The sequence below is a fragment of the Pseudomonas sp. PDM04 genome, from assembly GCF_014851765.1.
GTDB lineage: Bacteria > Pseudomonadota > Gammaproteobacteria > Pseudomonadales > Pseudomonadaceae > Aquipseudomonas.
Genome location: NZ_JACVAI010000006.1, coordinates 207,262 through 231,653 on the forward strand (window position 1 = coordinate 207,262; position 24,392 = coordinate 231,653).

Sequence of the window (24,392 nt, forward strand, 5' to 3'; positions counted from 1 at the left end):
GACGTTCTCCGGCTTATTCGTAGCTTTTCAGGGCCGAGCACGCGCCGCACTTGGCGCAACCGGCGTTGATCCGATCAGAGTGCAGGCCGTGGCGGCGCAGGCTCGCGCCGATCTGCGGATACAGGCGGGCCATCATCGCGCTGTCGGGTTTAGGGTGATGGGCCAGCGGCGTTCCGTCGATGGGCACGAATGGCACCACGAACGGGTACACCCCCAGCGCACACAAACGCTCGCTCATCTCGCTGATGGCCGCTTCGCTGTCTCCCAGGCCTGCGAGGATGTAGGTGCTGACCTGACCACGACCGAACACCTCGACCGCAGCGCTGAAGGCTTCGAAATAGCGACTGAGCGGCACCTGGGCCTTGCCGGGCATGATGCGCTGGCGAACGTCGTCGGTGACCGCTTCGAGGTGCATGCCCAGCGACACCACGCCGCTGTCGGCCAGGCGCCGGAACCAGCGGTCGTCGTCCGGTGGCTCGCATTGCGCCTGAATCGGCAGATCGACCGCTGCCGTCACTGCCGCGGCCGACTCACACAGGATCGCCGCGCCACGGTCGGAGGTTTGGGGCGTGCCGGTGGTCATCACCATGTGCTTGACCCCGTCGAGTTCCACTGCGGCTTTTGCCACTTGTGCCAGTTGCTGCGGACGTTTGCGCGCGATGGTCTTGCCCGCCGCCAACGACTGGCCAATCGCACAGAACTGACAGGAGCTGCCGCGATCGTTGAAGCGGATGCAATGTTGCAATACGGTGGTGGCCAATACGTCGCTGCTGTGCAGGGTGGCGATTTTCCAGTAGGGAATGCCGTCCGCCGTACTCAAGCCGTAAAACTTCGGCACACCGGGCATCTGCACCTGCCCGACCTGCAGCCCTTCGCGAAAAATCAGCGCCTGGCGGCCATCGTCAGTCGGCTGTGCTTGATAAGGTGAGTCCTGGGACGCTTGGTTGAGGATCGGCACCATCATCGTCCGCGCACCCAGACTCAGCGCCTTGTGATCCGATGGTCCCGCGCCGCCCTGGCGCGACAGACCGTTGTGCGCGGCGGGCCAGCGCACGCCATGGCATTGCAGCTCCGCCAGCAGTTCATTGGCCTGCATGATCGAACTCCTCGCTGACAACCACCGCCAGGTGCGGGGTGCGCTCATGGACATGCGCGGTGGGCATGCGGTCGATCAACAGGCTGAGCAACTCGGGGCGGCTGTAATGGCCGACCGAATCCATCATCCGCTTGCGTTTGTCGATCAGTGCCAGATCCAGGTCGGCAATCACCACGCCTTCACCGCACCGCAGTGGCTCGGCGAGCAGTTTGCCCTCCGGCGACACAATGGCCGTGAAGCAACCGCCCGAGATCGGACCGGGACCGCAACCGGTGTCCTGCATGATCTGCCCTTGCTGGTCGGCATCCAGCCAGGCCGTGGCGTTGACCACGAAACAACCCGACTCCAGCGCGTGATGTCGGATGGTGACTTCGATCTGCTCGGCAAAAATGTCTCCCACCAGCGAGCCGGGGAACATGGCTGCATGGATTTGTTCACCGTCAGCCATCAGGGCGTAGCGGGCCAACGGGTTGTAGTGTTCCCAGCACGCCAGCGAGCCGATCCGGCCGACGCTGCTGTCGATGGCCCGCAGGCCGGAGCCGTCGCCTTGCCCCCAGACCATGCGTTCGTGGTACGTCGGGGTGATCTTGCGTCGATGCTGGATCAGGCTGCCGTCGGCATCGAAGAGCAATTGGGCGTTGTAGATCGTGCCGCCGTCGCGCTCATTGACGCCGATCGACACGACCATCCCCGCCTGTTTGCAGGCCTCGCCGATGGCCAGGGTCGCGGCCGATGGCACGCTGACGGATTGATCGAGCAGCTTGAGATGCTGCGCGCCCATGGCAAACGCTGGCTGCACGAAGGAAAAGTAGGGGTAGTAAGGCACCACCGTTTCCGGGAACACGGCAAACTGCACGCCTTGCCGGCCCAGGGCGATGATCTGCTGGCAGACCTTGTCCACGGTGCCTTCGCGGCTGTAAAGCACCGGGCTGATCTGTACGGCGGCTGCGCGAATGATGGCCATGATGGGTCCTGAAGTCAGAAGTGTTCGAAAGATTGACGCGGTCCTGTGGGAGCGGACTTGTCCCCTCCCACAGAAGCTGTGCCGTCAGGCCGTCCAGGTGTCGATGATCATTGCGCCTTCACGGCGCATCAGCAGGCGCAGGTCCATCACGTCCAGCGGGTTGATCGGACGGATGCCTTCGATCAGGGCTTTTTCGGTCTGACCGTACAGCGCTTGCAGGGCGAAACGGCAGGCGTAGACCTCACCGCCCTCCTCCATGAACTGCACCAGTTGCTTGTTGACCGCCAGGTGTCCGGGGAAGGCTTCCGCGCCCAGGGTCGGAAAACCACGTTGCACGCCCAGTTGCACGCCTGGCCCGTACAGCAGCACTTTGGTTTCAAAGCCCTTGCGCAGCAGGCGCTTGGCCTGAAGCATGTTGACCAGGCCGATGGAGCCTTCGAACGCGATGGTGTGGAAGGTGATCAGGACTTTCTCGCCCGGTTCGGCTTTGACGTCCTCGAAGACTTTCTCTTCGTAATTGACCAGGAAGTCGCCGTCTTTGTAATGGGGGATATCCACGCTTGGCATAGTGTCGCTCTCCGGTTTCTGGGTAGTGGAACGCCAGCCTGTCTGGCCGCCGTGTTGCAGGAGATAGAGCGAACGCCGTGCCAGGAAATAAAACAGTTTTTTACTTGCAGGCAACTTGTTGAAACTTAAAGAAATACCCTTCTGATCCGGTTTTTCGACAGGCAACTGATGCTTTCGCGTAGTCACGCATTCCCGTAGAAATACGAATATTCGTAGTGCCACAGCACGAGATTTCGTAGTCATGAATGAAGCAGACTCTCTCAGCGGCTGGGCCGACTTGGCCTACTCGTCGCGGCACATGGTGTTCGAGCATTGCGCCGAAGCCATTGCGCTGCTCAATCCATTCGCCGACCGCCTGGGCGACCTTAACGTCGCCGCCTGCAAGCTGCTCGGTTATCCCCGCCAGGAATTGCTCGAACTGCCGGTCAGCAAGCTGTTCGGTCATCAATTGGCCGACCTGATCGTTTTCACCCAGGCGGTGATGGACAAGGGGCGCGGCTGGAGCGACGAGTTGAGTTGCAACTGCAAGAGCGGCGAACGTATCGAGCTGGAGATATCCGCCACCACCTTGCAGATCAGGGGCGAGCAGCAGCTGATTCTGGTGATGCGTGAGCTCAGTCGCGAGAAGTACCAGCGCGATCAGGCCGAAACCGAACGCACCATGCGCGGCGGACTGATCGAGTGGCGCAACATCCTCAACCTGTTCCAGGAAAACGAGCGCGACAATCAGCTGTTGCTCAGTTCCGTGGGCGATGGCATCTACAGCATCAACAGCGAAGGCCTGGCCACCTTCGTCAACCCCGCCTGCGCGCGCATGCTCGGCTGGGAACCACAGGACATGATCGGCAAGAACATCCACCGCATTCATCACCACACCCACACCGATGGCAGCCCTTACCCGGTTGAAGAGTGTCCGATCTACAAAGCCGTGCGCGACGGCGTCATCCACGAGGGGCGTCAGGAAATCTTCTGGCGCCGTGACGGCACATCGTTCCCGGTGGAGTTCACCAGTACGCCGGTGATTTCCGATGGCCGCATCGTCGGTGCCGTGGTGGTCTTCCGTGACATCACCGAGCGGCGCAGTACGGAGAACCAGCTGCAAAGCGCCCTGGAAGAACTCCAGGTGCTCAAGCAGCGCCTTGAGGAACAGAACGCCTATCTGCAGGAAGAGATCCACATCGAGCACAACTTCCGCGAAATCGTGGGCCACAGCGAACCGATCAAGAAGATCATCCGCCAGATCGATGTGGTCGCCCCTACGGATGCCAGCGTGCTGATCAACGGCGAGTCCGGCACCGGCAAGGAATTGATCGCCCGGGCGATTCATCAGGCCAGTCGACGCAACGCCCACCCGCTGATCCGGGTCAACTGCGCGGCGATCCCGGCCGAGCTGTTCGAAAGCGAGTTCTTCGGCCACATCCGGGGCGCCTTTACCGGCGCGGTACGCGACCGGGTCGGGCGCTTCGAACTGGCAGACGGCGGCACGCTGTTTCTCGATGAGATCGGCGAGATCCCCCTGGAACTGCAGAGCAAACTGTTGAGGGTGTTGCAGGAGGGGCAGTTCGAGCGCGTTGGCGAAGAGCGCACGCGCAAAGTCGACGTGAGGATCATTGCCGCGACCAATCGCGATCTGCGCGAAGAGGTCGCCGCCCGGCATTTTCGCGAAGACCTGTATTTTCGCCTCAACGTTTTTCCCATCCAGTCGCCGGCGCTGCGTGAGCGCCTGATGGACATCGGCGCCCTGGCGGCGCACTTCCTCAAGCAGACAGGAAAACGCTTGAACATGCCGGGAAGACGCTTGCGCAACAGCGACATCGAACGCCTGCAACGCTACTCGTGGCCGGGCAATATCCGCGAATTGCAAAATGTCATCGAGCGCGCGCTGATCACCTCGATCGGCGCGGACCTGAACCTGGACCTGCCCGATGAACCGAAAACCGGTTCGCCCGTTGCGCAGCCACCCTCGCCCACGATCATGACGGATGCGCAGATTCGCGACCTCGAACGCAACAACATGCAGGCTGCGTTGAAAGCAGCGGATGGCAAGCTGTTCGGCAAGGGCGGTGCGGCTGAGCTGCTGGGGCTAAAACCCACGACCCTGGCGTCGAGGTTCAAGCGGCTGGAGATCAAGCTGTCGGATTGAGCAGCGCCGGCGTCGTCCATTTCAACATCAAGGGCTGCGCGATCTGCGGCGCCAGCGTCTCCAGGCATTCCCCCAGGGTACGAACGTCAAAGTGTTGCAAGCCCGCCTCGTGCGCACGGTTCGTCCACACCACGGCGTAGCGGTCGAGGATGTCGACCATGGCCTCCCGTGCAAAACCGGGAGAGGCCGCCAGCGCAGCCAGCTCACGGAACGCCTGCTCCACGGCGCCGGGCCACAGCACGATGCCCACCGTGCTCGGGTGCGCACCGTGCTGGTGAATTCGGTGCGCAGTGCCCGCCTGCAGTTTCACCGCCTCGCCCTCCCTGAGCAGGACCTGCCGCTGGCGACCCGTGCGCACCTCCAGCTCGCCCTTGAGCGCCACCACCCACTTGCTCTCTCGTCGATGCATCAACGGCAGGTTATGCCCGTGCAAAGGCAGTTCAAAGCGCATGGCTGTCGCGACCCCGCCGATGCTGGCCTGAGGCACGTCGATCCAGAGCGGATAGCCACCGGGCACCAGCAGCAGCCTTTCTGATTGTTCCATGTCGGTCAATGCCCTCGAATGATCCAGCGTCGCCCGGCTCGGCCAGCGCGCTCGATGTCGATAACCGCCGCTTCAGACCACTGGTGCAGAACCCGCAGATCTGCGCCGTCTGTGTCCGCCATTGAAGCGTGTTGGATTACCCGTCGAGCCGCATCGCCGGATGCTCGCGTAACCGATCGACGACATAGTTGACGAAACTGCGCACACGCATCGAGGCGTTGCGTCTTTCCCGGTAGACCACGTGCACCGGCATCGACGGCGGGTCATAGGCGTGCAGCACCCTGCGTAATCGGCCTGCCTTCAAATAGTCGTACAACGGATAGCTCAGGCAACGGGTGACCCCGGCGCCATTGGCCGCCGCATCGATGGCTGTTTGTAACGTGGCGCAACTCAGGCGCGTGCGTGCCTTGACGATGAAAGGTTCGCCCTGATTCTGAAACGGCCATTGCACGCTGTTCTGGTTGGGCTGCGTGGCGATCAACCGATGGTTGCAAAGGTCTTCGGGAACGTCGGGCTCACCATGCAGCGCAAAGTAATCGGGGCTGGCACAGACAATCGACTGGACATGCCCCACGGGCCGGGCAATCAACGATGAATTGGGCAGGTTCCCCACCAGCACCGCCACGTCCACCCCTTCCTCGTACAGGTTGGCGGAGCGGTCGTGGTAGCGCGCGAAAATACCGACCTCGGGGTACAGATCCATGTAGCCGGTCAGCACCGGCGTCATCACGTAACGGCTGAACAGCAAGGGCAACAACACCGTCAGGTTGCCCTGGGCCTGGACATGCAGGCCTTTGGCAGACGCCTCGGCCTCGTCGACCGCCTTGAGGATGCGTGAAGCATCGGCCATGAACGCCGCCCCGGCTTCGGTGAGGGTGATGCCTCGGGTGCTTCGCAGCAGTAACGTGACGCCCAGTCGCGCCTCCAGCCGGGCGACCGCGCGCATGACCGTCGGCCCGGACACGTTGAGACGCCGTGCCGCCGACGCGAGGCTGGGGCGTTCGGACAGCGCAGTGAACATCAGCATCTCATGGTAGCGATCCATCAGGTTGGGCCTTGTGCACTGGGGATCAGGGCTTCATCACGCTCCAGCCGTTCAACGAGGAAGTCGACGAAGGTCCGAACTTTCGCGGCCACCCGGTTGCTCTTCTGATACACCACATGAATCGGCAACGCTGGCGGTTCGAAGTCTTCGAGGACCAGTTCCAGTTCACCGGCGCCGACACGGCTGGCCACCTGGTAGGACAGCACCCGTGTCAGGCCCCAGCCGCGGCTGGCAATATTGATCGCGGCCTGATTGGCGGTGACGACCAGGCGCGGGTTGAAACGAAAACTCAGGGGGTTGGAATCCTTCATGAACACCCAATCGCTGAGCAAATGGCTGGCAGAAGACATCACGATGTTGGCCGAACTCAAGTCTTCAGGGTGCTTCGGGCGGCCATAGCGCTCGAAATAGGCGGGAGCGGCGCAGATCACCTGGCGCACCTCACCGACCTTGATCGCATTCAGATTGTTCTCTCGCAAATGACCGATGCGGATCGCCACGTCGATGCCTTCATCGGCCATGCTGACCACGCGATCGACGAACATCGCGTTAAGGTGCACCGAGGGGTACTGGTCCAGGTAATCGGCCATCAGCGGGGCAATGTACAACTCGCCGAACAATACCGATGCCGTCACGGTCAGCAGCCCGCAAGGCACCGAGTAGCTGCCGGCGGCGGCCTCTTCGGCTTCGTCGAGTTCGCCCAGGATGCGCCGGCAGTCTTCCAGGTAACGTTGCCCGGCTTCGGTCAGGTGCAGGCTGCGAGTGGTTCGAGACAACAACTGAGTGCCGATCCGTTCTTCCATTGCGGCAATGGCGCGGGTCACGCTCGGTGGCGAAATCCTCAGCGAACGTGCAGCGGCAGCAAACCCCTCTTCCTCTGCAACGGCCATAAAAATCTGCATTTCCTGGAAGCGATCCATGGGCAACCCGATTGTGATTGAGGTTCTGCGGCGCGTACTGAGCAATCTGCCAGTATTGTCGTCGATGGCGACTTTCGCACGCTTGGGGATGAAAGAAGTGCGCTGGGGTAGCGACTTGAACGGGGATGGGGCTGGCCGGAAAACCTTGCGACCAGCCCCGCGACCAGACTCAGGCGTGTTGCAAGCCCACCGCCGTGCGCTGCATGCCGACAAAACGTGGCAACGCTTCGACACGTGCCAGCCAGGCACGGACATTCGGGTAATCGCTCAACGAGACATTGCCCTCCGGCGCGTGGGCCACGTAGGTGTAAGCGGCCACATCGGCAATGGTCGGTTGGTCACCGGCCAGGAATTGGCTTTGGCCCAGCTCCTCTTCCATCACTTTGAGCAAGCCGTGAGAGCGGCCAATCACGTCTTCGGCGTTGTAACCGGCACCAAACACGGTGATCAAGCGCGCGGCGGCTGGCCCCGAGTTGATCTGGCCGGCGGCCACGGAAAGCCAGCGCTGGACCTTGGCCCTGGCGAGCGGATCGCTGGGCAACCACTGGTCGTTGTCATATTTTTCGGCGAGGTAGATCAGGATGGCGTTCGAATCCGCCAGCACGACGCCATCGTCATCAATGACCGGCACCTGACCAAAGCGGTTGAGCGCCAGGAATTCAGGGGTTTTGTGCGCACCCTTCATCAGGTCCACGTCGATCAGTTCGGTGGGCAACCCAAGCAGGGACAGCATCAATTCGACACGGTGAGAGTGGCCGGACAATGGATGACGGTACAGCATGATCGCTTTCTGGGACATGACGGACTCCTTGTTGGCTTTCTGATGGCTCGGCACGGTCGTGACGATGGGGCTATCCTCCGCTCCCTTAACAAACAGCGGAATCACCAGCATTTACAATCCAGCATTTCATTTTCTGGAATGGTGAGTGGGCAGATTTTGAAATGACACCAAACAGCGTGGGAGCGAGCCTGCTCGCGATGGTGGTAGATCAGTCGATACACAGGTGACTGAAATCACGCCATCGCGAGCAGGCTCGCTCCCACAGGGCAGCCAATGGATGCGCTTCAAATATCCAGGATCAGCGTTTCGCTACCCTCTGCCGGCACCGAGCAGCAGATCAACACTTCATCCGCCGCCAACCCTTGCTCCGGCGTATTCAGATAATGCACCTGGCCGCTGCTCAACTTCGTCTTGCAGGTGCCGCAAGAGCCGCCGCGACAGCTGAACTCCGGACTCAGGCCGCGTGCCTCCGCCAGTTCCAGCAGGGTCCCGGCGCCGGGTTCCCAGCGGGCTTCCTTGCCCGAGGTGGCGAACAGCACTTTCACCGCCTCGGTGGCCATGGGCACCTGCGGCGTTGCGGGGACACTGACTTCGGCGTCACGAACCAGCGTGGACGGGCCGAAGGTTTCCGCATGAATGCGATCGTCGGGGATGCGCAACCTGCGCAGGCCGTCGTACAGCGCCTGGGTGAAACTGCCCGGGCCGCACAGGTAGAAGTCATAGTCATCGAGCGGCAGCAGGGCCTTGAGCAGGTCGATATCGATCCGGCCCGCCACGTCATAACTGTCCTCGGCACCGGAAGTGGGCGGTTGGCTGACCACGCGCAGGACCTGGACCTGGCCCCCCGCCCGCGCCACCAGCTCATCGATTTCAGCACGGAACGCCAGGTCGGCCACCGAGCGGCTGCTTTGCACCAGCCATGTCGGGCGCATGCGGCTGATGCGTTTGCCCTGGTAAACCACTTCACGCAGCATCGACAACAGCGGCGTGATCCCCACGCCCGCCGCCAGCAGCACCAGGGGCCGGCGTTCGGCAGCCTGGACGGTGAAATGCCCCTGGGGCGCCCTCGCCTCGATCCAGTCGCCGACCTGGATGCGATCATGCAGGTGCGAAGAGATCAGGCCATCGCGCTTGACGCTGATGCGCAGGAATTCATCCGAGGAGGCGCTGGAAACGCTGTAGGTACGAATGGACGGCGCCGGCTGCCCGTCCAGCGAGAGCCGTATCGGCAAGTGTTGCCCCGGCTCGAACCCTGGCAGGCCAAGCCCGTCATCGGGTTCCAGGTAGAACGAGCGAATGCTGCGGCTTTCATCGACGACGCGCGCCACCCGCAGGGGCCGCCAGTGGTTGCGCAGGGATTCAGCGCGCAAGCGCTCGGCCGCCTGCTCCCAGCTGCCGGTCATCAACGAATTGGGCGACTCGCCTTCGTCCTCGTCCACCCAACGCAGCGGGATTGCCGCCTGGCGGTAAACAATGCGTTGCGGCTTGAAACGCCACAGGCGTTCGGCGCCCTGGAACGCGGCAATCTCGGGATCGTCCAGCAGCACCTCGGCGCTACCGCTCATTTGCAGCAGGTCACCGCTCTGGAAATCGATGAACAGCAGCCCGGCGCGGGGGTTGAGCAGGATGTTGCCCAAGGTGTTGAAAAACAGGTTGCCGGAGAAATCCGGGATGGTCAGTGTGCCGTCCGCGTCCATCCGCACAAAACCGGGCTTGCCGCCGCGATGGGAGGCATCGACCTGATTGTGGCCATCGCGCTCGACGTAGGTGGCGACATAAAACGAATCGGCGCCGGTGATCATGCGCTGTACCTGCGAATCCGCCAGGGTCAGTTCAAGCAAGGTGTCGGCGACGTCGTCGACGAAACCATACTGACGCAGGTTGATGTAGCGCGGGCAATTGCCGTAGGCCTGGGTAACCTCGATTTCGATGCCTTCACTCCGCTCGCGTAGTACGTTGCCATTCATGCGGTTGCGCCGGCGGGTGTGCAACTCGATACCGAGCATGCCAATGGCATCGCCGGCCTTCATCCCCGCCTCGGCCGGGTCGTTGGGTTGTGGCTGCAGATCGATGTGCAGGATTTGCGGCGTCGGGGAACGCATGAAGCCGGGCTCGCCGGTGCGAAGGGTGGCCCAGACATCGCCCTGCCGATCCACGGCGCCCAGCACCACGAAAGGCAGCTGGTGGTAGAACTCGCGGTGTTGATCCGGCATCCAGGTACGGGACAGTTGCCGCTCGCCGACCCCCACCATCATGTCGACGGCGCCCACGGTGCGTTGCAAAGTCAGCTCACCCTCGTGCCAGGGGGAGGATGGTGCTTTCGAGACTTCGTCCATAGCGGCTCTCCTCGCGCCCGCAGCGTCAACCATCACGTCAGCGGCCAGGGTGATGAGTGCCCCCTCCTGGGCGGAGGGGACTGGGTGAGCGCTCATCTTCACCTTGAAGTGTCTGCGGCGGAATGGGCATGAATTGCAATCCACTATTTCAGGAAATGAAATGGTGTCAGCCGCAGGTGAAACAGGGTCAAGCCAGCAGGTCGTTGATCCACCGGGTCTGCTGGCGTATCTCCTGCACTTTTTCCTCAGGCACAACTTGCCGCGCGCGCTGGAATTGCACCAGCGTCCGCTGTTTCTCGCGCAACAGGCGTTGCCACTTGTCAAGGAACGCCGGGCTGCGAACCTGCAGCTGTACTGGGCCGAAGTACAGTTGCTCGGCGGTGTAGTGCACCGGCTCGCCGCGTTCGGCCACGATGATTTCGTAGTCGAAGCGGTTTTCCCGCAGCACTTCCTCGAACAGGATGCGGTAGCCATGGCTCATCAGCCATTGGCGCAGGGGTTGCTCCCCGCCATTGGGCTGCAGGATCAGACGCTCCACACCACTGAGGCAGGCCTTGCCGCTGTCGAGGATGTCGCGGATCGTTTCACCGCCCATGCCGCAGAGGGTGATGACGGTGATGGCATCCGCCGGCTCGATCGCCGCCAGGCCATCGGCCAGGCGCACGCTGATCCACGGCTCCAGATCGCTCTCGCGCACGGTGCGTTCGGCGGCACGAAACGGCGTCAAGGCCACTTCGCCGGCCACCGCCGCCGTGATGGCGCCACGGCGCATCAGCGCCACCGGCAGGTAACCGTGATCCGAGCCGATATCGGCCAGGCGTGCACCCGCCGGCACATGTGCGGCCACACGCTCCAGGCGCCTGGATAAAGTCTGTTGCTTCAACGACCACCCTCTTAAAGACGAACGACTGGCTCCCTCGGCCAGGCAGGGCCGCGATTCTGTCCGGCATCGCGGCGCAATTCAAATCCAAACGATCAGGCGCATCGCCCAACGGGGCGCGTCTTATTGACTGCAAAGGGTCTTTATAACCCCGCATCCCTGCTGTCATAAAGACTGCATCCGGGCTGAAACCCTTGTTTTACGGGGCCCTGGCATCTGGCCCACATCTTGAATAATCGGGTTCGGACTTAACACCAACTCATGTTCATTCAGGATAAATAGCGATGAGTAACGATTTCGAAGGACGTCTGGCGGTTGTCACCGGTGCCAGCTCCGGTATCGGTCTGGCCGTCACGGCCCGACTTCTTGCACAGGGTGCCAGGGTTCTGGCCATGTCGCGGAAAATGGGTGGGCTGGAAGAACTGGCTCGACACTTTGCCGGGCAATTGACCTGGGTGTCTGGCGATGTCACGAAGGCACAAGACCTGGAACAACTGGCACAACACGCTTTGCGCCTGGGCCCGGTGCATTATCTGGTGCCGAATGCCGGCATCGCCGAGCTGGCCGACTGCCTCGACCTGCAAGCCTTCGATCGGCAGTGGGCCGTCAACGGTGCCGGCGCGCTGAATACCTTGGCCCACCTGCGCGGGAACCTGGCCAACCCGGCATCGGTGGTGTTCATCACCACGTTCCTGACCGGGGTGACCTTCCCAGGCCTGGCCGCCTACATTGCGTCCAAGGCCGCCCTGCAGGCGCATGCCCGCACACTGGCCGTCGAGTTGGCGCCCCAGGGAATCCGCATCAACATGGTGTCCCCGGGCCCGACCGCTACACCGATCTGGTCGACTCTGGGGCTCAATCATCAGGACCTGGCCAATGTCGCCACTCAGGTGAACAAGCGCCTTATCGGCGGTGAGTTCCTCGAAGCCGGTGCGGTGGCCGACGTTGTCCTGTTCCAGCTGAGCAACGGCGCCAGAAGTGTGTATGGCCAGGATTGGGTCGTCGACAGAGGCTACACCGTCCGCTGACATCCCGCAGGAGCGGGCTCGCTCGCGATGGGCGCCGACGAAAGCGTTGGCTGCCCGGGCGTTTTTTCGTGAGCAGGCTCGCTCCCATGAGCGGCTGCGCTGGATCTGCAGGAGCGAACAAGCTCGCGTCTGCAGAGGGGCGGTCAGGTCATTCGGGCAATTGCTGCTCAATCACCCCGTACCAGCCCATGCCGGGATAGGTCTCAAAGCCAGGCGTGAGTGAGTAGCCCTGCAGGGCGTTATTGGGTTGTACGCTGTAGCCAGAGGCCTGGCCCGCTTTGGTCGTCAGGGCAATGCGTTGCCCGAGCGAGGCCTGAGGATTGGAGCTGGCCAGGATGTTATTGCTGGCATCGACCATCATGACGCAACTGCGCGAACGTTCTTCCTCGGTCAATCGCACGCCGTTGATGATGGACCTGGCCTGGTTCTCCCAGTCGAAGAAAATGCCGATCACACCCATCACCGGACCTTGGGCATTGCTGCGCACTGCCGCGCTGAAGGCGCAGGTTTGTGCACTATTGAGCAACGGTTCGACGCAGACATTGCCGGCATGATACTGGTCGCTGCGGGTGTGTTGCAGCGCCATCCGGAACCAGGGCGCGTCGCTGACATTGGCGCCGACGGTCTTGCCATAAACACTGGAGCGGCCGGTGGCAATGACACGGCCACGGGTGTCCGCAAGCCAGATATCCAGATAGACCGTGTAGCTGTCGAGAATGATGCCCAGGCGTTCACAGGCGTAGGCGCAGGCCTGTTCGTCGGCAGACTTGAGGGCATCGACCAGCGAGGCATCGGTCGCCCACCAGCGGACATCGCAGGTCCGCTCGTAGAGGTTGCGATCCATGATTTCGATCATGTTCAGCGACAGATCGGCCAAGCGCTGTCCGCGCACGTCAAAGCACATGCCCTCCCCCAGTGCGGTCAACTCATTGACGGATGCCTGGAGGTCTTCGGTCATGGTGCCGGCGATCCTCGAAATACGCTCGGAGATCACCTTGACCTCTTCAGCCACCACGGCAAACCCCTGGCCGGCCTTGCCTGCGTGGGCGGCCTCGATCAAGGCATTGATTGCAAGCAGGCGGGTCTGGCGAGTGATCATCTGGATATCGCTGATGCCACGGTTTGCCAACGCTTCGACTTCCCGCGACAACGTGACAATTCGTTCTGGTTCGATCATTTTCTTTGTGCTTCAAAGAGGTGTTGGTCGGCGGCAGCCTTATCAAGTCGAAGCTTTGGATGAGCCGTACCCATGCAATGGGATGCACGGCAGACTCAATGATTTTCTAGTTATTCAGCCAGTGTGCACTGGTCTGTTTTTGCGAGATTTCTGTTTTTATGCCGTGCCCATCGCGCTGGTGGCACTGTGAAATCAATGTGCCGACTCTAGTTCAGCTGATTCGATTCAGGCAAGCGCTTGCGAGGCCATGTACCCAGGTTTTTGGTACGAAAGTGCTTCACGCCAAAAAGACCTGCGACAGTACGTCGCACAAACACGCCGAAACACCCGCCCTCAGGGAGATTGCCTTGCCTGTGGCAGCCTGTCGCAAGCTTTGGAAGGCCCCGGAAAACGATAGAATTGAACCTGTATGACCCGCACGAAGGATTGCGCCCCTGCCGGCGTCAATCATCCGCTATGAGCCCCGGGACCGGGCTGATCAGAAAGGCTGTAGAAATGACTGTTTTGTTGACCCGCCGCAAGGTGGTTGCAGGTATCGGTTTACTCGGTCTGGGCCTGCTGACAGGCTGCGACAACAGCGTCCGCCTGTCGTACAAGTACGGCAAGGACCTGAGCGACAAGATTCTGGGGCGCACATTCAAGTTGAAAGACTCGCAAGGCAACCTCACGACGCTTTCGAGTTTCCGCGGCATGATGCCGATGGTGTTCTTCGGCTTCACCCAATGCCCGGCGGTGTGCCCGACCACCCTCGCCCGCGCGGCTCAGATCAAGAAATTGATGGGCAAGGACGGTGACCTGCTGCAAGTCGTCTTCATCACCCTGGACCCCGAACGGGATACCCCGTCAATGCTGGACGCCTACGTCAAGACCTTTGACCCCACCTTTGTCGCGCTTCACGGGACACTGGAAGAAACCGCAGCGACGGCCAAAGAGTTCGACGTGTTCTACGAAAAAGTCCCGAGCGGCTCCACCTACACCATTTCCCACACGGCGACCAGCTACGTTTATGACACCCGAGGCACGCTGCGCCTTGGGTTGTCTCACTCACTTTCGGCACAAGAGTGTACGGAAGACTTACTGACCGTCATGGAGGTCTGCTGATGAACTCGATCACCCTGAAAACCCGCTTCAACGCGCGCGTGGGACAGCTGGTGCTGGGCCTGTCCATGCTCGGCCTGGCGGCTCACGCTTGCGCCCAGACCCAGGTCGAAGACGCCTGGGTTCGCGCCACCGTCGCGGGACAACAATCCACCGGCGCATTCATGACCGTCACGTCGAGCAGCGACGGCAAGCTGATCAGCGCTCAATCGCCAGCGGCCAAAACCGTGCAGATCCATCAGTCGACCATGAAAAACGACGTGATGAGCATGCAAGCCGTGGAATTTGTCCCCTTGCCCGCCGGCAAAGCGGTCGCGTTCAACTCCGACAGCTATCACGTGATGCTGATCGACCTGGTCGCCCAGGTAAAGGAAGGCGACAAGGTGCCGATGGTGCTGACCGTCGAGCACGATGACGGCAAAAAAGAAGTGATCAACATCGAGGCGCCCGTACGCGCGCTGAACATGATGGACCACAGCAAGATGCATTGATCCGTTGCTGGAAGGGAGTGGTGCCCAGCCACCGCTCCCCTCTCCTCCGCCTCGATAAGCCTGCAGCGAACACCCCGAACGGCCCCTGAACTGCAAACAGTTCGCAATCCCCTCCCGCCTTTCCCCTGACGATCTATACTGATCAGGTCTTCTTTCCGGTTTCATGCAACACATCGACACGCGTGCCCTTCGGCACCCGTGCCAATCGCCAACGTTAACAGCCAAGAGTCTGCGTCTTTTTCGGACATGCTCGATCGCTTTGTGGCTGATGGGTCGTGGAGAACACCATGAAATACAAACTTCTTTCAGGCGTTGTTTTGGTCGTCTCGGCAACGGTGGCAATACCGGGTTGGGCTGCGGAAGTGGCATCAGACGGCGCGGATCATGTGGGTGCTGGGGCGGTAGCGGCGGATGGCTCGGATAATGTCGGCGCCAACAAGCTCGCGGCGGACGGTGCGGACAAGGTCGGCGCCAACAAGCTCGCGGCGGACGGCGCTGACAAGGTCGGCGCCAACAAGCTTGCGGCGGACGGTGCAGACAAAGTCGGCGCCAACAAGCTCGCGGCGGACGGCGCTGACAAGGTCGGCGCCAACAAGCTCGCGGCGGACGGTGCGGACAAGGTCGGGGCCAATAAACTTGCAGCTGACGGCGCGGACAAGGTCGGGGCCAACAAGCTCGCGGCGGACGGCGCTGACAAGGTCGGGGCCAACAAGCTCGCGGCGGACGGCGCTGACAAGGTCGGGGCCAACAAGCTCGCGGCGGACGGCGCGGACAAGGTCGGCGCCAACAAGCTCGCGGCGGACGGCGCGGACAAGGTCGGCGCCAACAGACTCGCGGCGGACGGTGCAGACAAAGTCGGCGCCAACAGACTCGCCGCTGACGGTGCAGACAAAGTCGGCGCCAACAGGCTCGCGGCGGATGGTGCAGACAAAGTGGGTGCCAACAGACTCGCCGCTGACGGTGCAGACAAAGTCGGCGCCAACAGACTCGCCGCTGACGGCGCAGACAAAGTGGGTGCCAACAGACTCGCCGCTGACGGTGCAGACAAAGTGGGTGCCAACAGACTCGCCGCTGACGGCGCAGACAAAGTGGGTGCCAACAGACTCGCCGCTGACGGTGCAGACAAAGTGGGGGCCAACAGACTCGCCGCTGACGGCGCCGACAAGGTCGGGGCCAACAGACTCGCCGCTGACGGTGCCGATCACGTCGGCGCGGCTCGTCTCGCGTACTCCCGCAACGGCATAGGTTCGGATCGGGTCGCCTCCGCGCTCATGGACGAAGGCAGCTACACCGACCAGTTCAACGACGCCCAGTAAACGGACGCGCTCCACGCGTCTTTTCGGCCCGAAACCGCCGTCCCGGCGACGGCGGTTTCCCGAGTTTTTGTATCTGTTTGTATATGAACCCTGAACAGATACGCAGACCTCGATTTCAAAGTGTTCAAGCACATATCGGCGATACACCCGAGCGTTTAACTGTGTTCACCGGATAGCAACAGCTACCGACTCACTCAAACCAAACGCACGGAGCATCACCATGATCAATTTCTCGAAAGTTTCCTCCCTCGTTCTCGGCCTGGCACTGGTCGGCGGCCTGAGCCTGTCGAACCTGGCCTCGGCCAACACCGCAAGCTTCGCCTCACACAGCCTGGCCCAACCACTTCTGGTAGAAGGTGGTGCGGACCGTCTGCAGGAACTGCGTGAGCGTGTGGCTGAAGGCGGCTCCGATCGCCTGATCGAACGCCGTGTGGCCGAAGGAGGTGCGGATCGTCTGCAGGAACTGCGTGAGCGTGTGGCTGAAGGCGGTTCCGATCGCCTGATCGAACGCCGCGTGGCCGAAGGAGGTGCGGATCGTCTGCAAGAGCTGCGTGAACGGGTCGCACAGGCCGCCCCGGGCAATGCCGTGCAAAAGGGAGTGATTGTCGCGGAAAACCGGGCGGAATTCGGTTCGAAATATCAGCGCTATTAATGGCGGCCTGACCCGCGACACCTCAAGCCCGGAGATTCCGGGCTTTGTTTTAGCGCTTTAGCGCGCAGACAAGGGAACACAGCTCATGAAAATCGGTTTTCTCGGTTTGGGCAACATGGGGCAGGCGATTGCAACCAACCTGTTGAAAAGCGGCCACGACCTATGGGTGTGGAATCGCTCCCCGCACCCGACACAAAAAATACTTGGGCTTGGCGCGAAGGCTGCCGCGACGGCGGCACAGGTATTCGACACCGATGTGGTGTTCAGCATGCTCGCCGACGATAAGGCCCTGCGTGCAGTGCTGCTCGACTCCGGGTTGCTGGCACGGCTCAACGGTCCGCTGATTCACGTCAACCTGTCCACCATCGCCGTCACCTTCGCCGACGAACTGGCGGCCTTGCATGCAGCGCAAGGCATCGATTACATCGCCGCGCCGGTGTTGGGGGGGCCGGACGTCGCGATGGCGGGCCAGCTCAACATACTGGTCGCCGGGCCGGAAACCGCCATCGATCGTGTCCAGTCGCTGCTCGACCTGATTGCACGCAACACCTGGCGCATGGGCAAAAAAGCCTCGAGCGCCAACGCCATGAAGCTGGCCACCAACCACCTGCAAGACGCGATGGCGCCTGGCCAGGCAGGCATGGATCTCGTCGCTCTGGCGAGGTTGCGCGACGGCGAACGTTGAATCGACGTGCCTCAGATCCCTGGCGGTGCAGGGTCTGGCTGATCCTGCACCCATTGCCAGAACAACTGATAGCCCACCGCCAACACCACCGGTCCGATGAACAGCCCGATGATGCCGCTGGTCACCATGCCGCCGAGTGCGCCGATCAGCACCACGGGCATTGGCACATCGACACCGCGCCCCAACAACAGGGGTTTGAGCACGTTGTCCACCAGACCGGCGACGAAGACATAGATGGCGAAGATGATCGTGGCACTGCTGGCGCCTTCGGTGACGAACACAAAGGCAATCACCGGGATAGTGATCAACGTCACCGGCAATTGCATGATGCCCAGCAACAGCACGGCCAAGGCCAGCAAACCGGCACCGGGAATGCCCTTGAAGACAAACCCGAGGCCCACCAGCAGCATCTGGATGAACGCAATCCCCACCACGCCCAACGCCACGGCACGGATAGTCGCCGTGCACAGCGCAGCGATTTTCGGACCTCTGGCCGGTCCGCTGACCCGCGAGGTAATCAGCACCGCGCTGCGGCTGCCGGCTTCGCCATGGGCCATGATGATCCCGGCGATGATCAAGGCAAAAATGAAGATCAGGAACCCCATGCCAATCCCGGCCAGTTTGCTCAGTACCGTCAGGCTGGCGACCTTGATCTGTGGAAGGTACCTGGCGGCCAGGTCTGGAAGGTTGGTCGAGGCATCCAGCCACACCGCAGACAGCTTCTGACCAATCACCGGCCAACTGGCAACGGCCTCGGCAGGTGGCGGAATGTGCAGATTGTCAGCCTTGATCACTGCCATGGCGCGCTCGACCGAGTCGGCAATCGAGGTGCCCAACAGGTAGACCGGCACCATCAGGATGACAATGGCGATCAGGATGATCAGCGTCGCAATCCGTCCGTCATTGTGCCCCAGGGGCCCTCGCAGGCGTTTTTGCAGCGGGTAAAGGGTGATTGCCAGGATCAGCGCCCACAGCATCAAGTCGCGGAACGGACTGAAGATATCGAAGCAGAACAACACCAGCACCGCGATCAGCCCGGCCCGGATGAAGACATCGAGCAACGTGCGTGTCAGCGTTTTTTCGTCGAAGGACGTCGGCTCCATGGATGTCTCCTTGTCGGTCACGGCAGCGTTGCGCAGTGGTTAGCCCAGCATAGACGCCCGGCCCGTTTTGCGCAGTCTTCGCCCTGCTCCCTCGACACCGCCCTCGCCCCCGCAAACATTGGCGCTTATCATGTCTGCCGAATCCATCCCGGCCCTTTATGAGATAAGCATGACTTTCGATTTTGATCAGGTGTTCGATCGCCACCACACCGGCAGCACCAAGTGGAGTCGCTACCCGGCCGATGTGTTGCCGATGTGGGTCGCCGACATGGATTTCGCCGCGCCGCCGGTGATCATCCAGGCCCTGCAAAAACGCCTGCAACACCCGTTGCTCGGCTACAGCGTGGCCCAGGATGACTTGCGCGACGCCATCGTCGCCGACCTGTGGAACAAGTACCAATGGCGGGTCGAGCCGCAGGAACTGATTTTCCTGCCAGGCGTGGAGTCCGGGTTCAACATGGCGCTGCACGCTCTGGTGCAGGCACAACAGAACGTTGTCGTGCAGGTCCCCAACTATCCGCCGCTGCGCCACGCGCCGACCCATTGGGGGCTGAACAAGGTCGAACTGAGTTTCGACGCCCAGGCCGATGGCACGTACAGCACACCGCTCGAGACCCTGCGTCAGTCATTGGCCGGTGGCGGTGCCCTGCTGCTGAGCAACCCGCACAATCCGCTGGGCAAGGCCTTCCCCCGGGAGGAGCTGCAAGCGGTGGCCGATATCTGCCTGGCACAGGACGCCTGGATCATCTCCGACGAAATCCACGCCGAGTTGTGCTTCGACGGGCGCCGGCACATTCCGACCGCATCCCTGGGGCCGGACATCGCCCGACGCACCATCACCCTGATGTCGGCAAGCAAGGCCTACAACATCGCTGGCCTCAAGACCTCGTTCATGATCATCCAGGACCGTGCCCTGCGCGAACGGGTCAACCATGCCCGTTGTGGCATGGTCGACAGTGTCAACCCGCTGGGCATGGAAGCCACCCGGGTGGCTTATGCCGAGGGCGCGCCGTGGCTGGCCGAGTTGCGGGGCTACCTGCAAGCCAACCGTGATTACCTGGTCGACGCCGTCCGCACGCGCCTGCCGGGCGTCAGCATGAACGTGCCGCAGAGCACCTACCTGGCCTGGCTCGATTGCACGGCGCTGGGGCTGGAGAACCCACAGCGGTTCTTCCTCGAACAGGCCAAGGTCGGCTTGAGCCCTGGACTGGACTTCGGCGATGACCATCAACAGTTCGTGCGCCTCAACTTCGGCTGCCCGCGCGCATTGCTCGAGGAAGGCATTGCGCGGATGGAACGCAGCCTGATCGAACGCCAGCGCTGACAGGACAGCAAACACCCTCTGTGGGAGCGAGCCCGCTCGCGATGGTGGCGCGTCAGTCGACTCAATAGAGGCCGACAGGCCCGCCATCACCGCCAAGCCAGTCTCGCGCCCACCGTGCATTGGTCGATGCCGACCCGTCATCAATCCAACCGAACTCAACGCAAAAGAGCCGGGTCCACCCTTTGACTCTTCCACCTTGAGAACGGAGATTTACGATGACCGACTATCCCAAACCGCCCTTCAGGAAACAGGCCCAGCCGGTCCCCGGCAGCCAGAAGAAGATGGACCCGTACCCCGATTGCGGCGAACAAAGCTATAAAGGCTCGGGGCGCCTGCAGGGCAAGATCGCACTGATCACCGGTGCCGACAGTGGTATCGGTCGCGCCGTCGCCATCGCCTTCGCCCGTGAAGGCGCGGACGTCGCGATTGCCTACCTCAATGAACACGAAGACGCGCAGGAAACCGCACGCTGGGTCGAACAGGCCGGGCGCCAGAGCCTGCTGCTGCCCGGGGACATCGCGCAAAAGGCCCAGTGCCAGGCCCTCGTCGACAAGACCGTCGAGCGTTTTGGCCGCATCGACGTCCTCGTCAACAACGCCGCGTACCAGATGACCCATGAAAACTTCGAGGACATTCCCGACGAAGAATGGGTGATGACCTTCGACGTCAATATCACCGCCATTTTCCGCATCTGCCAGGCCGCGTTGAAACACATGAAGCCCGGCAGCTCGATCATCAACACCAGCTCGGTGAATTCGGACATGCCCAAGCCGACCCTGCTGCCCTACGCCACCACCAAGGGCGCGATCGCCAACTTCACCGCCGGGCTGGGGCAGATGCTCGGCGAGAAAAACATCCGGGTGAACTGCGTGGCGCCGGGGCCGATCTGGACGCCGCTGATCGTCTCGACCATGACGGATGAGGAAGTGCAGAACTTCGGCGGGCAAACCCCGTTGGGGCGACCGGGTCAACCGGTCGAGGTGGCACCGATCTACGTGCTGCTGGCGTCGGACGAGGCCAGCTACATCACCGGTCAACGTTACGGCATCACGGGTGGCAAGCCAATGCTGTAACCCACCGTGCCGCTGCGGGTTTCCGGCAGCGGCACCCTCGCCGAGAAAAACTGAACCCCTGACAAATCCTGCCCCTCAATAGCTTTAAGGGCCCCAACGCGGGCCGCTCCCCTTCAGGAGGTTGTCATGTCCGCCCCCCTCGTCAAACTGTTTACCCAGCCGAATTTCGCCTGGACGGATATCCGCAAGGAGGAAGAAGCGCATCCGCGCCACTACCTCGCTCATCTGTTGTTGCTCGCCCTGATCCCCGCCGTGTGCCTGTTCATTGGCACAACCTACGTCGGCTGGAGCCTGGCCGAGAATGAAACGGTGAAACTCAGCAGCGCCAGCGCGCTGCAACTATGCGTGCTGCTGTACGTGACCATCGTCGCCGGCGTGGCGCTGATGGGGCTGTTCATCCGCTGGATGTCGCGTACGTTCGAGGCACGTCCCACACTCAACCAGTGCATCGGGTTTGCCGCCTACACCGTGACCCCGTTCTTCATCGCGGGTTTTGCCGGCCTTTACCCGAGCCGCTGGCTCGCAATTATCGTGCTGGGCGCCGCCTCGGTGTACTCGACCTTTCTGTTGTTCGTCGGGCTGCCGACCTTCATGCATGAGCGCAAGGAACAGGGGCTGTTGAACGCTGCCTGTGTCTGGGGTGTCGGCCTGCTGGTGCTGGTGACCATCCTGGTCGAAATGATCCTCGTGTGGTTCAACGTCCTGTCGCCGGAGTATCTGCGCGCGACAGTGGGTTAAGCCTCCGATCCCGGCCTCGGGCGAGTACAGCGCATGAGCTTCATTCACTGGGTGGCGGTGCTCGGGGCGGTGCTGTTGACGTTGGCGTTGACCTCGTCATACTTGCGCTGGATGCCGGTGACCACATCGGCGGTGTGCCTGGTGCTGGGTGTCGCCATCGGACCGGCGGCGCTCGGGTTTCTGCGGCTGGACCTGGACGACGCCAGCACCTGGATGGAGCACCTGACGGAAGTCGCGGTGCTCTTTTCTTTGTTTGTCTGCGGTTTGAAGCTGCGTTCCCCCTTCAGGAACAAGAACTGGCGCATTGCTGTCAGCCTGGCCGGCCCAGTGATGCTGTTGACCATCGCCAGCACAGGGTTGCTGCTGCATTACGGCTTTGAACTGCCCTGGGGCGTTGCGGTGCTGATGGGCTCGATCCTGGCACCCACCGACCCGGTGCTCGCCGCGCTGGTGCAGGTCAACGACGCGCGGGATGACGACAGCGTGCGCTTCGGGCTCTCCGGAGAAGCCGGTCTCAATGACGGCATCGCTTTCCCGTTCGTGATCCTCGGTCTATTGCTGATGCGCCAGGACGACAACCCCGGCTTTCTTGGCGACTGGGCGCTGCAAAGCGTACTGTGGGCGGTTCCCGCCGGTCTGCTGATCGGTTACGGCATGGGGCGCGGGATCGGTCGCCTGACCCTGGCGCTACGGATCAGGAACGAGGACAGCACCCTCTCACCCAACGACTACCTGGCCCTCGCCTTGATCGCCCTGGCGTACGTCGGCGCCGAGGCGCTGCATGGCTACGGCTTTCTGTCGGTGTTTGCCGCCGGCCTTGGTCTGCGCCATGAGGAGGTCAACTCCACTGGCGACGATGAGCTGCCCGCCGAGCATCTGGTTCAGCCGGTGGTCGGCCACCAGAACGTGGAACCGCAACACGCGGTGCACGGTGATACCCGGCGCATGGAAGACAGTCAGGTGGCTGCGGGCATCATGATGGGTGACATGCTCGCTTTCGGCGGTCTGGTGGAGCGGGCCATGGAGGTGTTCCTGGTCACCTTGCTCGGCGTCGTGCTGATTGCACACTGGGATTGGCGCGCACTGTGGATCGGCGCCGCACTGTTTTGCCTGATAAGGCCATTGAGCGTCGCCGCCCTGCCCTGGCGTCGCCTGCTGAACGGTCGTCAGCGCCTGTTGATCGGCTGGTTCGGCATTCGCGGCATCGGCAGCCTGTACTACCTGTTTTATGCCTTGAACCATGGCTTGGCGCCTTCGATTGCCGCGCTTTGCACCGACCTGACCTTGTCGGTGGTCGCGCTGAGTATCCTGATCCATGGTTTCAGCACGCAACCGCTGCTGGCGTGGTATGAACGGCGCAAAGAGCAAATTCCTTGATTGGATGCCTGCAACTTTCTGTCAGGAATTATCCAATTTTCATGTTCATAAAATTGAAATCCTGGCGCGGCCTGACGGGTCACAAGCTTAACCCACACAATCAAGGTGCCGGTCATGATCCAGTATTCCACCCGCGATGAAATCAAGGCCTGCCGGGCCTTTGCCCTGGAGCGCAACCACCAGATGTTCGAAGAAGCCCAGGCGCTGAGTCGCAACGCCTTCGACTTGCTGGAAGCCGGCGATCTGGATGGGGAGCTGTTCGATCGCTATCAGGCGTTGCGCAGGAAAGCCGACCTGAAGTTCGCCGAAGCCATCGAACATTTGCGCGTGCTCAACGAGAACTTCCCTCCGATCCACCAGGCGGCCAGCGTGCCTCGCGAAGTGATCCGGCACGAATCCATCGCCTGAATTCCCGAACGCCTGCAGGAGCAAGCTGGCGCCTGCAGGCGTTCGGGTGTTTTCGGGATCATGCGCCGGGGTTGGTAACCTGGATGTATACCGCGTAACTCCCCAGCAATACCCAGAATGTGGCGAAAATCCAGGGCGTACGCACCGAGAACAGCAACGACTTGCGGTAACCCTTGTGGGACGACTCCATCTCGCTGAACAGCGGCGACTCATCATAAGCCAGGCCCATCAGCGGTTCGCTGCGCAGCAACTCACTCTGTTTGTAATGCCAGTGATCGATGATGTCATAGGCCGCGCGAATGCCTGGCCAGGCATTGAGTGAACTCAGCCCCCCCAAGAGCGCCAGGAACGGCGGGACTACCAGGGTGAACAGCTTGCCCCATTCGGGGTTGAGATTGGCCATGCACGAAGCAAACGCAATCACCAGAAACGACTGCGCCGCCAGGTAGGCATCGGTGCGATTGGCCAGGATGCTGGTTTCGTACTGGATTTCCCTGCGATAGAAATCCAGCCGTTCCTTGGGTGAGCCGAACATCTTCGCATTGTGTTCGGTCAACGCTTCTTCAGCAGTGGGTTGCGTCAGTATTCTCGGCATAGGGTGTCACGCGCTGGAGGCAAACCGTTTAGAAGATGCGCCCTCCCACAA

Annotated in this window: 23 protein-coding genes and 1 pseudogene; 12 read left to right on the top strand and 12 right to left on the bottom strand. The window is 61.7% G+C overall.

The annotated features are described in order from the left end of the window. Positions 1-13 precede the first annotated feature (13 nt). The 3 genes from IB249_RS23000 to IB249_RS23010 form a co-directional block, all read right to left on the bottom strand. The gene (locus tag IB249_RS23000; RefSeq protein WP_192308036.1) at positions 14-1,096 is read right to left on the bottom strand and encodes an MSMEG_0568 family radical SAM protein; all 1,083 of its coding nucleotides are present in this window, start codon (positions 1,094-1,096) and stop codon (positions 14-16) included. Further along, complete coding sequence (locus IB249_RS23005) at positions 1,083-2,060, bottom strand: Nit6803 family nitrilase (RefSeq protein WP_192308037.1); 978 nt, start codon at positions 2,058-2,060, stop codon at positions 1,083-1,085. The genes IB249_RS23000 and IB249_RS23005 overlap by 14 nt, the downstream gene beginning before the upstream one ends. Positions 2,061-2,144: 84 nt before the next feature. Continuing rightward, the gene (locus IB249_RS23010; RefSeq protein WP_192308038.1) at positions 2,145-2,627 is read right to left on the bottom strand and encodes an MSMEG_0572/Sll0783 family nitrogen starvation response protein; all 483 of its coding nucleotides are present in this window, start codon (positions 2,625-2,627) and stop codon (positions 2,145-2,147) included. 241 nt (positions 2,628-2,868) lie between these two features. On the opposite strand from IB249_RS23010, the gene IB249_RS23015 reads away from it, so the two are divergent. Beyond that, positions 2,869-4,770: a sigma 54-interacting transcriptional regulator gene (locus tag IB249_RS23015; RefSeq protein WP_192308039.1), complete on the top strand. Its 1,902-nt coding sequence runs from the start codon at positions 2,869-2,871 to the stop codon at positions 4,768-4,770. On the opposite strand, the gene IB249_RS23020 is transcribed toward IB249_RS23015, so the two are convergent. From IB249_RS23020 to IB249_RS23045, 6 genes are all read right to left on the bottom strand, one after another. After that, on the bottom strand, positions 4,754-5,314 hold the full coding sequence (locus IB249_RS23020) for a cupin domain-containing protein (protein WP_192308040.1): 561 nt from the start codon (positions 5,312-5,314) through the stop codon (positions 4,754-4,756). The two genes, IB249_RS23015 and IB249_RS23020, sit on opposite strands and share 17 nt — an antisense overlap. Positions 5,315-5,450: 136 nt before the next feature. After that, on the bottom strand, positions 5,451-6,359 hold the full coding sequence (locus IB249_RS23025; protein ID WP_192308041.1) for a LysR family transcriptional regulator: 909 nt from the start codon (positions 6,357-6,359) through the stop codon (positions 5,451-5,453). After that, positions 6,359-7,279 carry a LysR substrate-binding domain-containing protein gene (locus IB249_RS23030; RefSeq protein ID WP_192308042.1) on the bottom strand — a complete coding sequence of 307 codons (921 nt, stop codon included), beginning with the start codon at positions 7,277-7,279 and terminating at the stop codon, positions 6,359-6,361. The genes IB249_RS23025 and IB249_RS23030 overlap by 1 nt, the downstream gene beginning before the upstream one ends. 169 nt (positions 7,280-7,448) lie before the next feature. Continuing rightward, positions 7,449-8,078 (bottom strand): glutathione S-transferase family protein, encoded by a 630-nt coding sequence (locus IB249_RS23035; RefSeq protein WP_192308043.1) that lies wholly within the window; start codon positions 8,076-8,078, stop codon positions 7,449-7,451. Positions 8,079-8,344: 266 nt separating this feature from the next. Further along, positions 8,345-10,396 carry a pyridoxamine 5'-phosphate oxidase family protein gene (locus IB249_RS23040; RefSeq protein WP_192308044.1) on the bottom strand — a complete coding sequence of 684 codons (2,052 nt, stop codon included), beginning with the start codon at positions 10,394-10,396 and terminating at the stop codon, positions 8,345-8,347. A 187-nt stretch (positions 10,397-10,583) separates the two neighbouring features. Continuing rightward, positions 10,584-11,279, bottom strand: coding sequence for a tRNA (adenine(22)-N(1))-methyltransferase (locus IB249_RS23045; protein ID WP_192308045.1), 696 nt, complete (start codon positions 11,277-11,279; stop codon positions 10,584-10,586). Between the two features lie 281 nt (positions 11,280-11,560). Between IB249_RS23045 and IB249_RS23050 the strand changes: the two genes are divergently transcribed. After that, entirely contained in the window at positions 11,561-12,304 is a 744-nt protein-coding gene (locus tag IB249_RS23050) for an SDR family NAD(P)-dependent oxidoreductase (RefSeq protein WP_192308046.1), read from the top strand. Positions 12,305-12,452: 148 nt separating this feature from the next. On the opposite strand, the gene IB249_RS29940 is transcribed toward IB249_RS23050, so the two are convergent. Continuing rightward, on the bottom strand, positions 12,453-13,481 hold the full coding sequence (locus IB249_RS29940) for a methyl-accepting chemotaxis protein (RefSeq protein WP_192308047.1): 1,029 nt from the start codon (positions 13,479-13,481) through the stop codon (positions 12,453-12,455). Between the two features lie 495 nt (positions 13,482-13,976). Between IB249_RS29940 and IB249_RS23060 the strand changes: the two genes are divergently transcribed. The 5 genes and pseudogenes from IB249_RS23060 (at position 13,977) to IB249_RS23080 (ending at position 17,723) form a co-directional block, all read left to right on the top strand. After that, entirely contained in the window at positions 13,977-14,582 is a 606-nt protein-coding gene (locus tag IB249_RS23060; RefSeq protein ID WP_192308048.1) for an SCO family protein, read from the top strand. Then, positions 14,582-15,070 (top strand): copper chaperone PCu(A)C, encoded by a 489-nt coding sequence (locus tag IB249_RS23065; RefSeq protein ID WP_192308049.1) that lies wholly within the window; start codon positions 14,582-14,584, stop codon positions 15,068-15,070. Before IB249_RS23060 ends, IB249_RS23065 begins: the two co-directional genes overlap by 1 nt. An 815-nt stretch (positions 15,071-15,885) precedes the next feature. Continuing rightward, positions 15,886-16,098, top strand: a pseudogene (locus IB249_RS30020) (hypothetical protein); the annotation flags it as partial. A 508-nt stretch (positions 16,099-16,606) separates the two neighbouring features. Beyond that, positions 16,607-17,038, top strand: coding sequence for a hypothetical protein (locus tag IB249_RS23075; RefSeq protein WP_192308050.1), 432 nt, complete (start codon positions 16,607-16,609; stop codon positions 17,036-17,038). Between the two features lie 85 nt (positions 17,039-17,123). Beyond that, positions 17,124-17,723 carry an NAD(P)-dependent oxidoreductase gene (locus tag IB249_RS23080; RefSeq protein WP_192308051.1) on the top strand — a complete coding sequence of 200 codons (600 nt, stop codon included), beginning with the start codon at positions 17,124-17,126 and terminating at the stop codon, positions 17,721-17,723. 11 nt (positions 17,724-17,734) lie between these two features. Here IB249_RS23080 and IB249_RS23085 read toward each other — a convergent pair whose 3' ends face one another. Beyond that, on the bottom strand, positions 17,735-18,826 hold the full coding sequence (locus IB249_RS23085; protein ID WP_192308052.1) for an AI-2E family transporter: 1,092 nt from the start codon (positions 18,824-18,826) through the stop codon (positions 17,735-17,737). A 169-nt stretch (positions 18,827-18,995) separates the two neighbouring features. Between IB249_RS23085 and IB249_RS23090 the strand changes: the two genes are divergently transcribed. From IB249_RS23090 to IB249_RS23110, 5 genes are all read left to right on the top strand, one after another. Beyond that, a complete protein-coding gene (locus IB249_RS23090; RefSeq protein WP_192308053.1) occupies positions 18,996-20,150 on the top strand; it encodes a MalY/PatB family protein in 1,155 nt (384 codons plus the stop codon). Between the two features lie 215 nt (positions 20,151-20,365). Beyond that, positions 20,366-21,223, top strand: coding sequence for a glucose 1-dehydrogenase (locus tag IB249_RS23095; RefSeq protein WP_192308054.1), 858 nt, complete (start codon positions 20,366-20,368; stop codon positions 21,221-21,223). Positions 21,224-21,349: 126 nt separating this feature from the next. Beyond that, positions 21,350-21,961, top strand: coding sequence for a Yip1 family protein (locus IB249_RS23100; RefSeq protein WP_192308055.1), 612 nt, complete (start codon positions 21,350-21,352; stop codon positions 21,959-21,961). Between the two features lie 33 nt (positions 21,962-21,994). Next, on the top strand, positions 21,995-23,338 hold the full coding sequence (locus IB249_RS23105) for a cation:proton antiporter (RefSeq protein ID WP_192308056.1): 1,344 nt from the start codon (positions 21,995-21,997) through the stop codon (positions 23,336-23,338). 114 nt (positions 23,339-23,452) lie between these two features. Beyond that, entirely contained in the window at positions 23,453-23,746 is a 294-nt protein-coding gene (locus tag IB249_RS23110) for a hypothetical protein (RefSeq protein ID WP_192308057.1), read from the top strand. 58 nt (positions 23,747-23,804) lie between these two features. Here IB249_RS23110 and IB249_RS23115 read toward each other — a convergent pair whose 3' ends face one another. Further along, a complete protein-coding gene (locus IB249_RS23115; protein ID WP_192308058.1) occupies positions 23,805-24,341 on the bottom strand; it encodes a hypothetical protein in 537 nt (178 codons plus the stop codon). Positions 24,342-24,392: the final 51 nt, after the last annotated feature.

What these genes read in the sequence shown, in the direction of transcription:
- IB249_RS23000 (WP_192308036.1), bottom strand. Translation starts at nt 1,096, where the DNA reads ATGCAGGCCAATGAACTGCTGGCGGAGCTGCAATGCCATGGCGTGCGC.
- IB249_RS23005 (WP_192308037.1), bottom strand. Translation starts at nt 2,060, where the DNA reads ATGGCCATCATTCGCGCAGCCGCCGTACAGATCAGCCCGGTGCTTTAC.
- IB249_RS23010 (WP_192308038.1), bottom strand. Translation starts at nt 2,627, where the DNA reads ATGCCAAGCGTGGATATCCCCCATTACAAAGACGGCGACTTCCTGGTC.
- IB249_RS23015 (WP_192308039.1), top strand. Translation starts at nt 2,869, where the DNA reads ATGAATGAAGCAGACTCTCTCAGCGGCTGGGCCGACTTGGCCTACTCG.
- IB249_RS23020 (WP_192308040.1), bottom strand. Translation starts at nt 5,314, where the DNA reads ATGGAACAATCAGAAAGGCTGCTGCTGGTGCCCGGTGGCTATCCGCTC.
- IB249_RS23025 (WP_192308041.1), bottom strand. Translation starts at nt 6,359, where the DNA reads ATGGATCGCTACCATGAGATGCTGATGTTCACTGCGCTGTCCGAACGC.
- IB249_RS23030 (WP_192308042.1), bottom strand. Translation starts at nt 7,279, where the DNA reads ATGGATCGCTTCCAGGAAATGCAGATTTTTATGGCCGTTGCAGAGGAA.
- IB249_RS23035 (WP_192308043.1), bottom strand. Translation starts at nt 8,078, where the DNA reads ATGTCCCAGAAAGCGATCATGCTGTACCGTCATCCATTGTCCGGCCAC.
- IB249_RS23040 (WP_192308044.1), bottom strand. Translation starts at nt 10,396, where the DNA reads ATGGACGAAGTCTCGAAAGCACCATCCTCCCCCTGGCACGAGGGTGAG.
- IB249_RS23050 (WP_192308046.1), top strand. Translation starts at nt 11,561, where the DNA reads ATGAGTAACGATTTCGAAGGACGTCTGGCGGTTGTCACCGGTGCCAGC.
- IB249_RS29940 (WP_192308047.1), bottom strand. Translation starts at nt 13,481, where the DNA reads ATGATCGAACCAGAACGAATTGTCACGTTGTCGCGGGAAGTCGAAGCG.
- IB249_RS23060 (WP_192308048.1), top strand. Translation starts at nt 13,977, where the DNA reads ATGACTGTTTTGTTGACCCGCCGCAAGGTGGTTGCAGGTATCGGTTTA.
- IB249_RS23065 (WP_192308049.1), top strand. Translation starts at nt 14,582, where the DNA reads ATGAACTCGATCACCCTGAAAACCCGCTTCAACGCGCGCGTGGGACAG.
- IB249_RS23075 (WP_192308050.1), top strand. Translation starts at nt 16,607, where the DNA reads ATGATCAATTTCTCGAAAGTTTCCTCCCTCGTTCTCGGCCTGGCACTG.
- IB249_RS23080 (WP_192308051.1), top strand. Translation starts at nt 17,124, where the DNA reads ATGAAAATCGGTTTTCTCGGTTTGGGCAACATGGGGCAGGCGATTGCA.
- IB249_RS23085 (WP_192308052.1), bottom strand. Translation starts at nt 18,826, where the DNA reads ATGGAGCCGACGTCCTTCGACGAAAAAACGCTGACACGCACGTTGCTC.
- IB249_RS23090 (WP_192308053.1), top strand. Translation starts at nt 18,996, where the DNA reads ATGACTTTCGATTTTGATCAGGTGTTCGATCGCCACCACACCGGCAGC.
- IB249_RS23095 (WP_192308054.1), top strand. Translation starts at nt 20,366, where the DNA reads ATGACCGACTATCCCAAACCGCCCTTCAGGAAACAGGCCCAGCCGGTC.
- IB249_RS23100 (WP_192308055.1), top strand. Translation starts at nt 21,350, where the DNA reads ATGTCCGCCCCCCTCGTCAAACTGTTTACCCAGCCGAATTTCGCCTGG.
- IB249_RS23105 (WP_192308056.1), top strand. Translation starts at nt 21,995, where the DNA reads ATGAGCTTCATTCACTGGGTGGCGGTGCTCGGGGCGGTGCTGTTGACG.
- IB249_RS23110 (WP_192308057.1), top strand. Translation starts at nt 23,453, where the DNA reads ATGATCCAGTATTCCACCCGCGATGAAATCAAGGCCTGCCGGGCCTTT.
- IB249_RS23115 (WP_192308058.1), bottom strand. Translation starts at nt 24,341, where the DNA reads ATGCCGAGAATACTGACGCAACCCACTGCTGAAGAAGCGTTGACCGAA.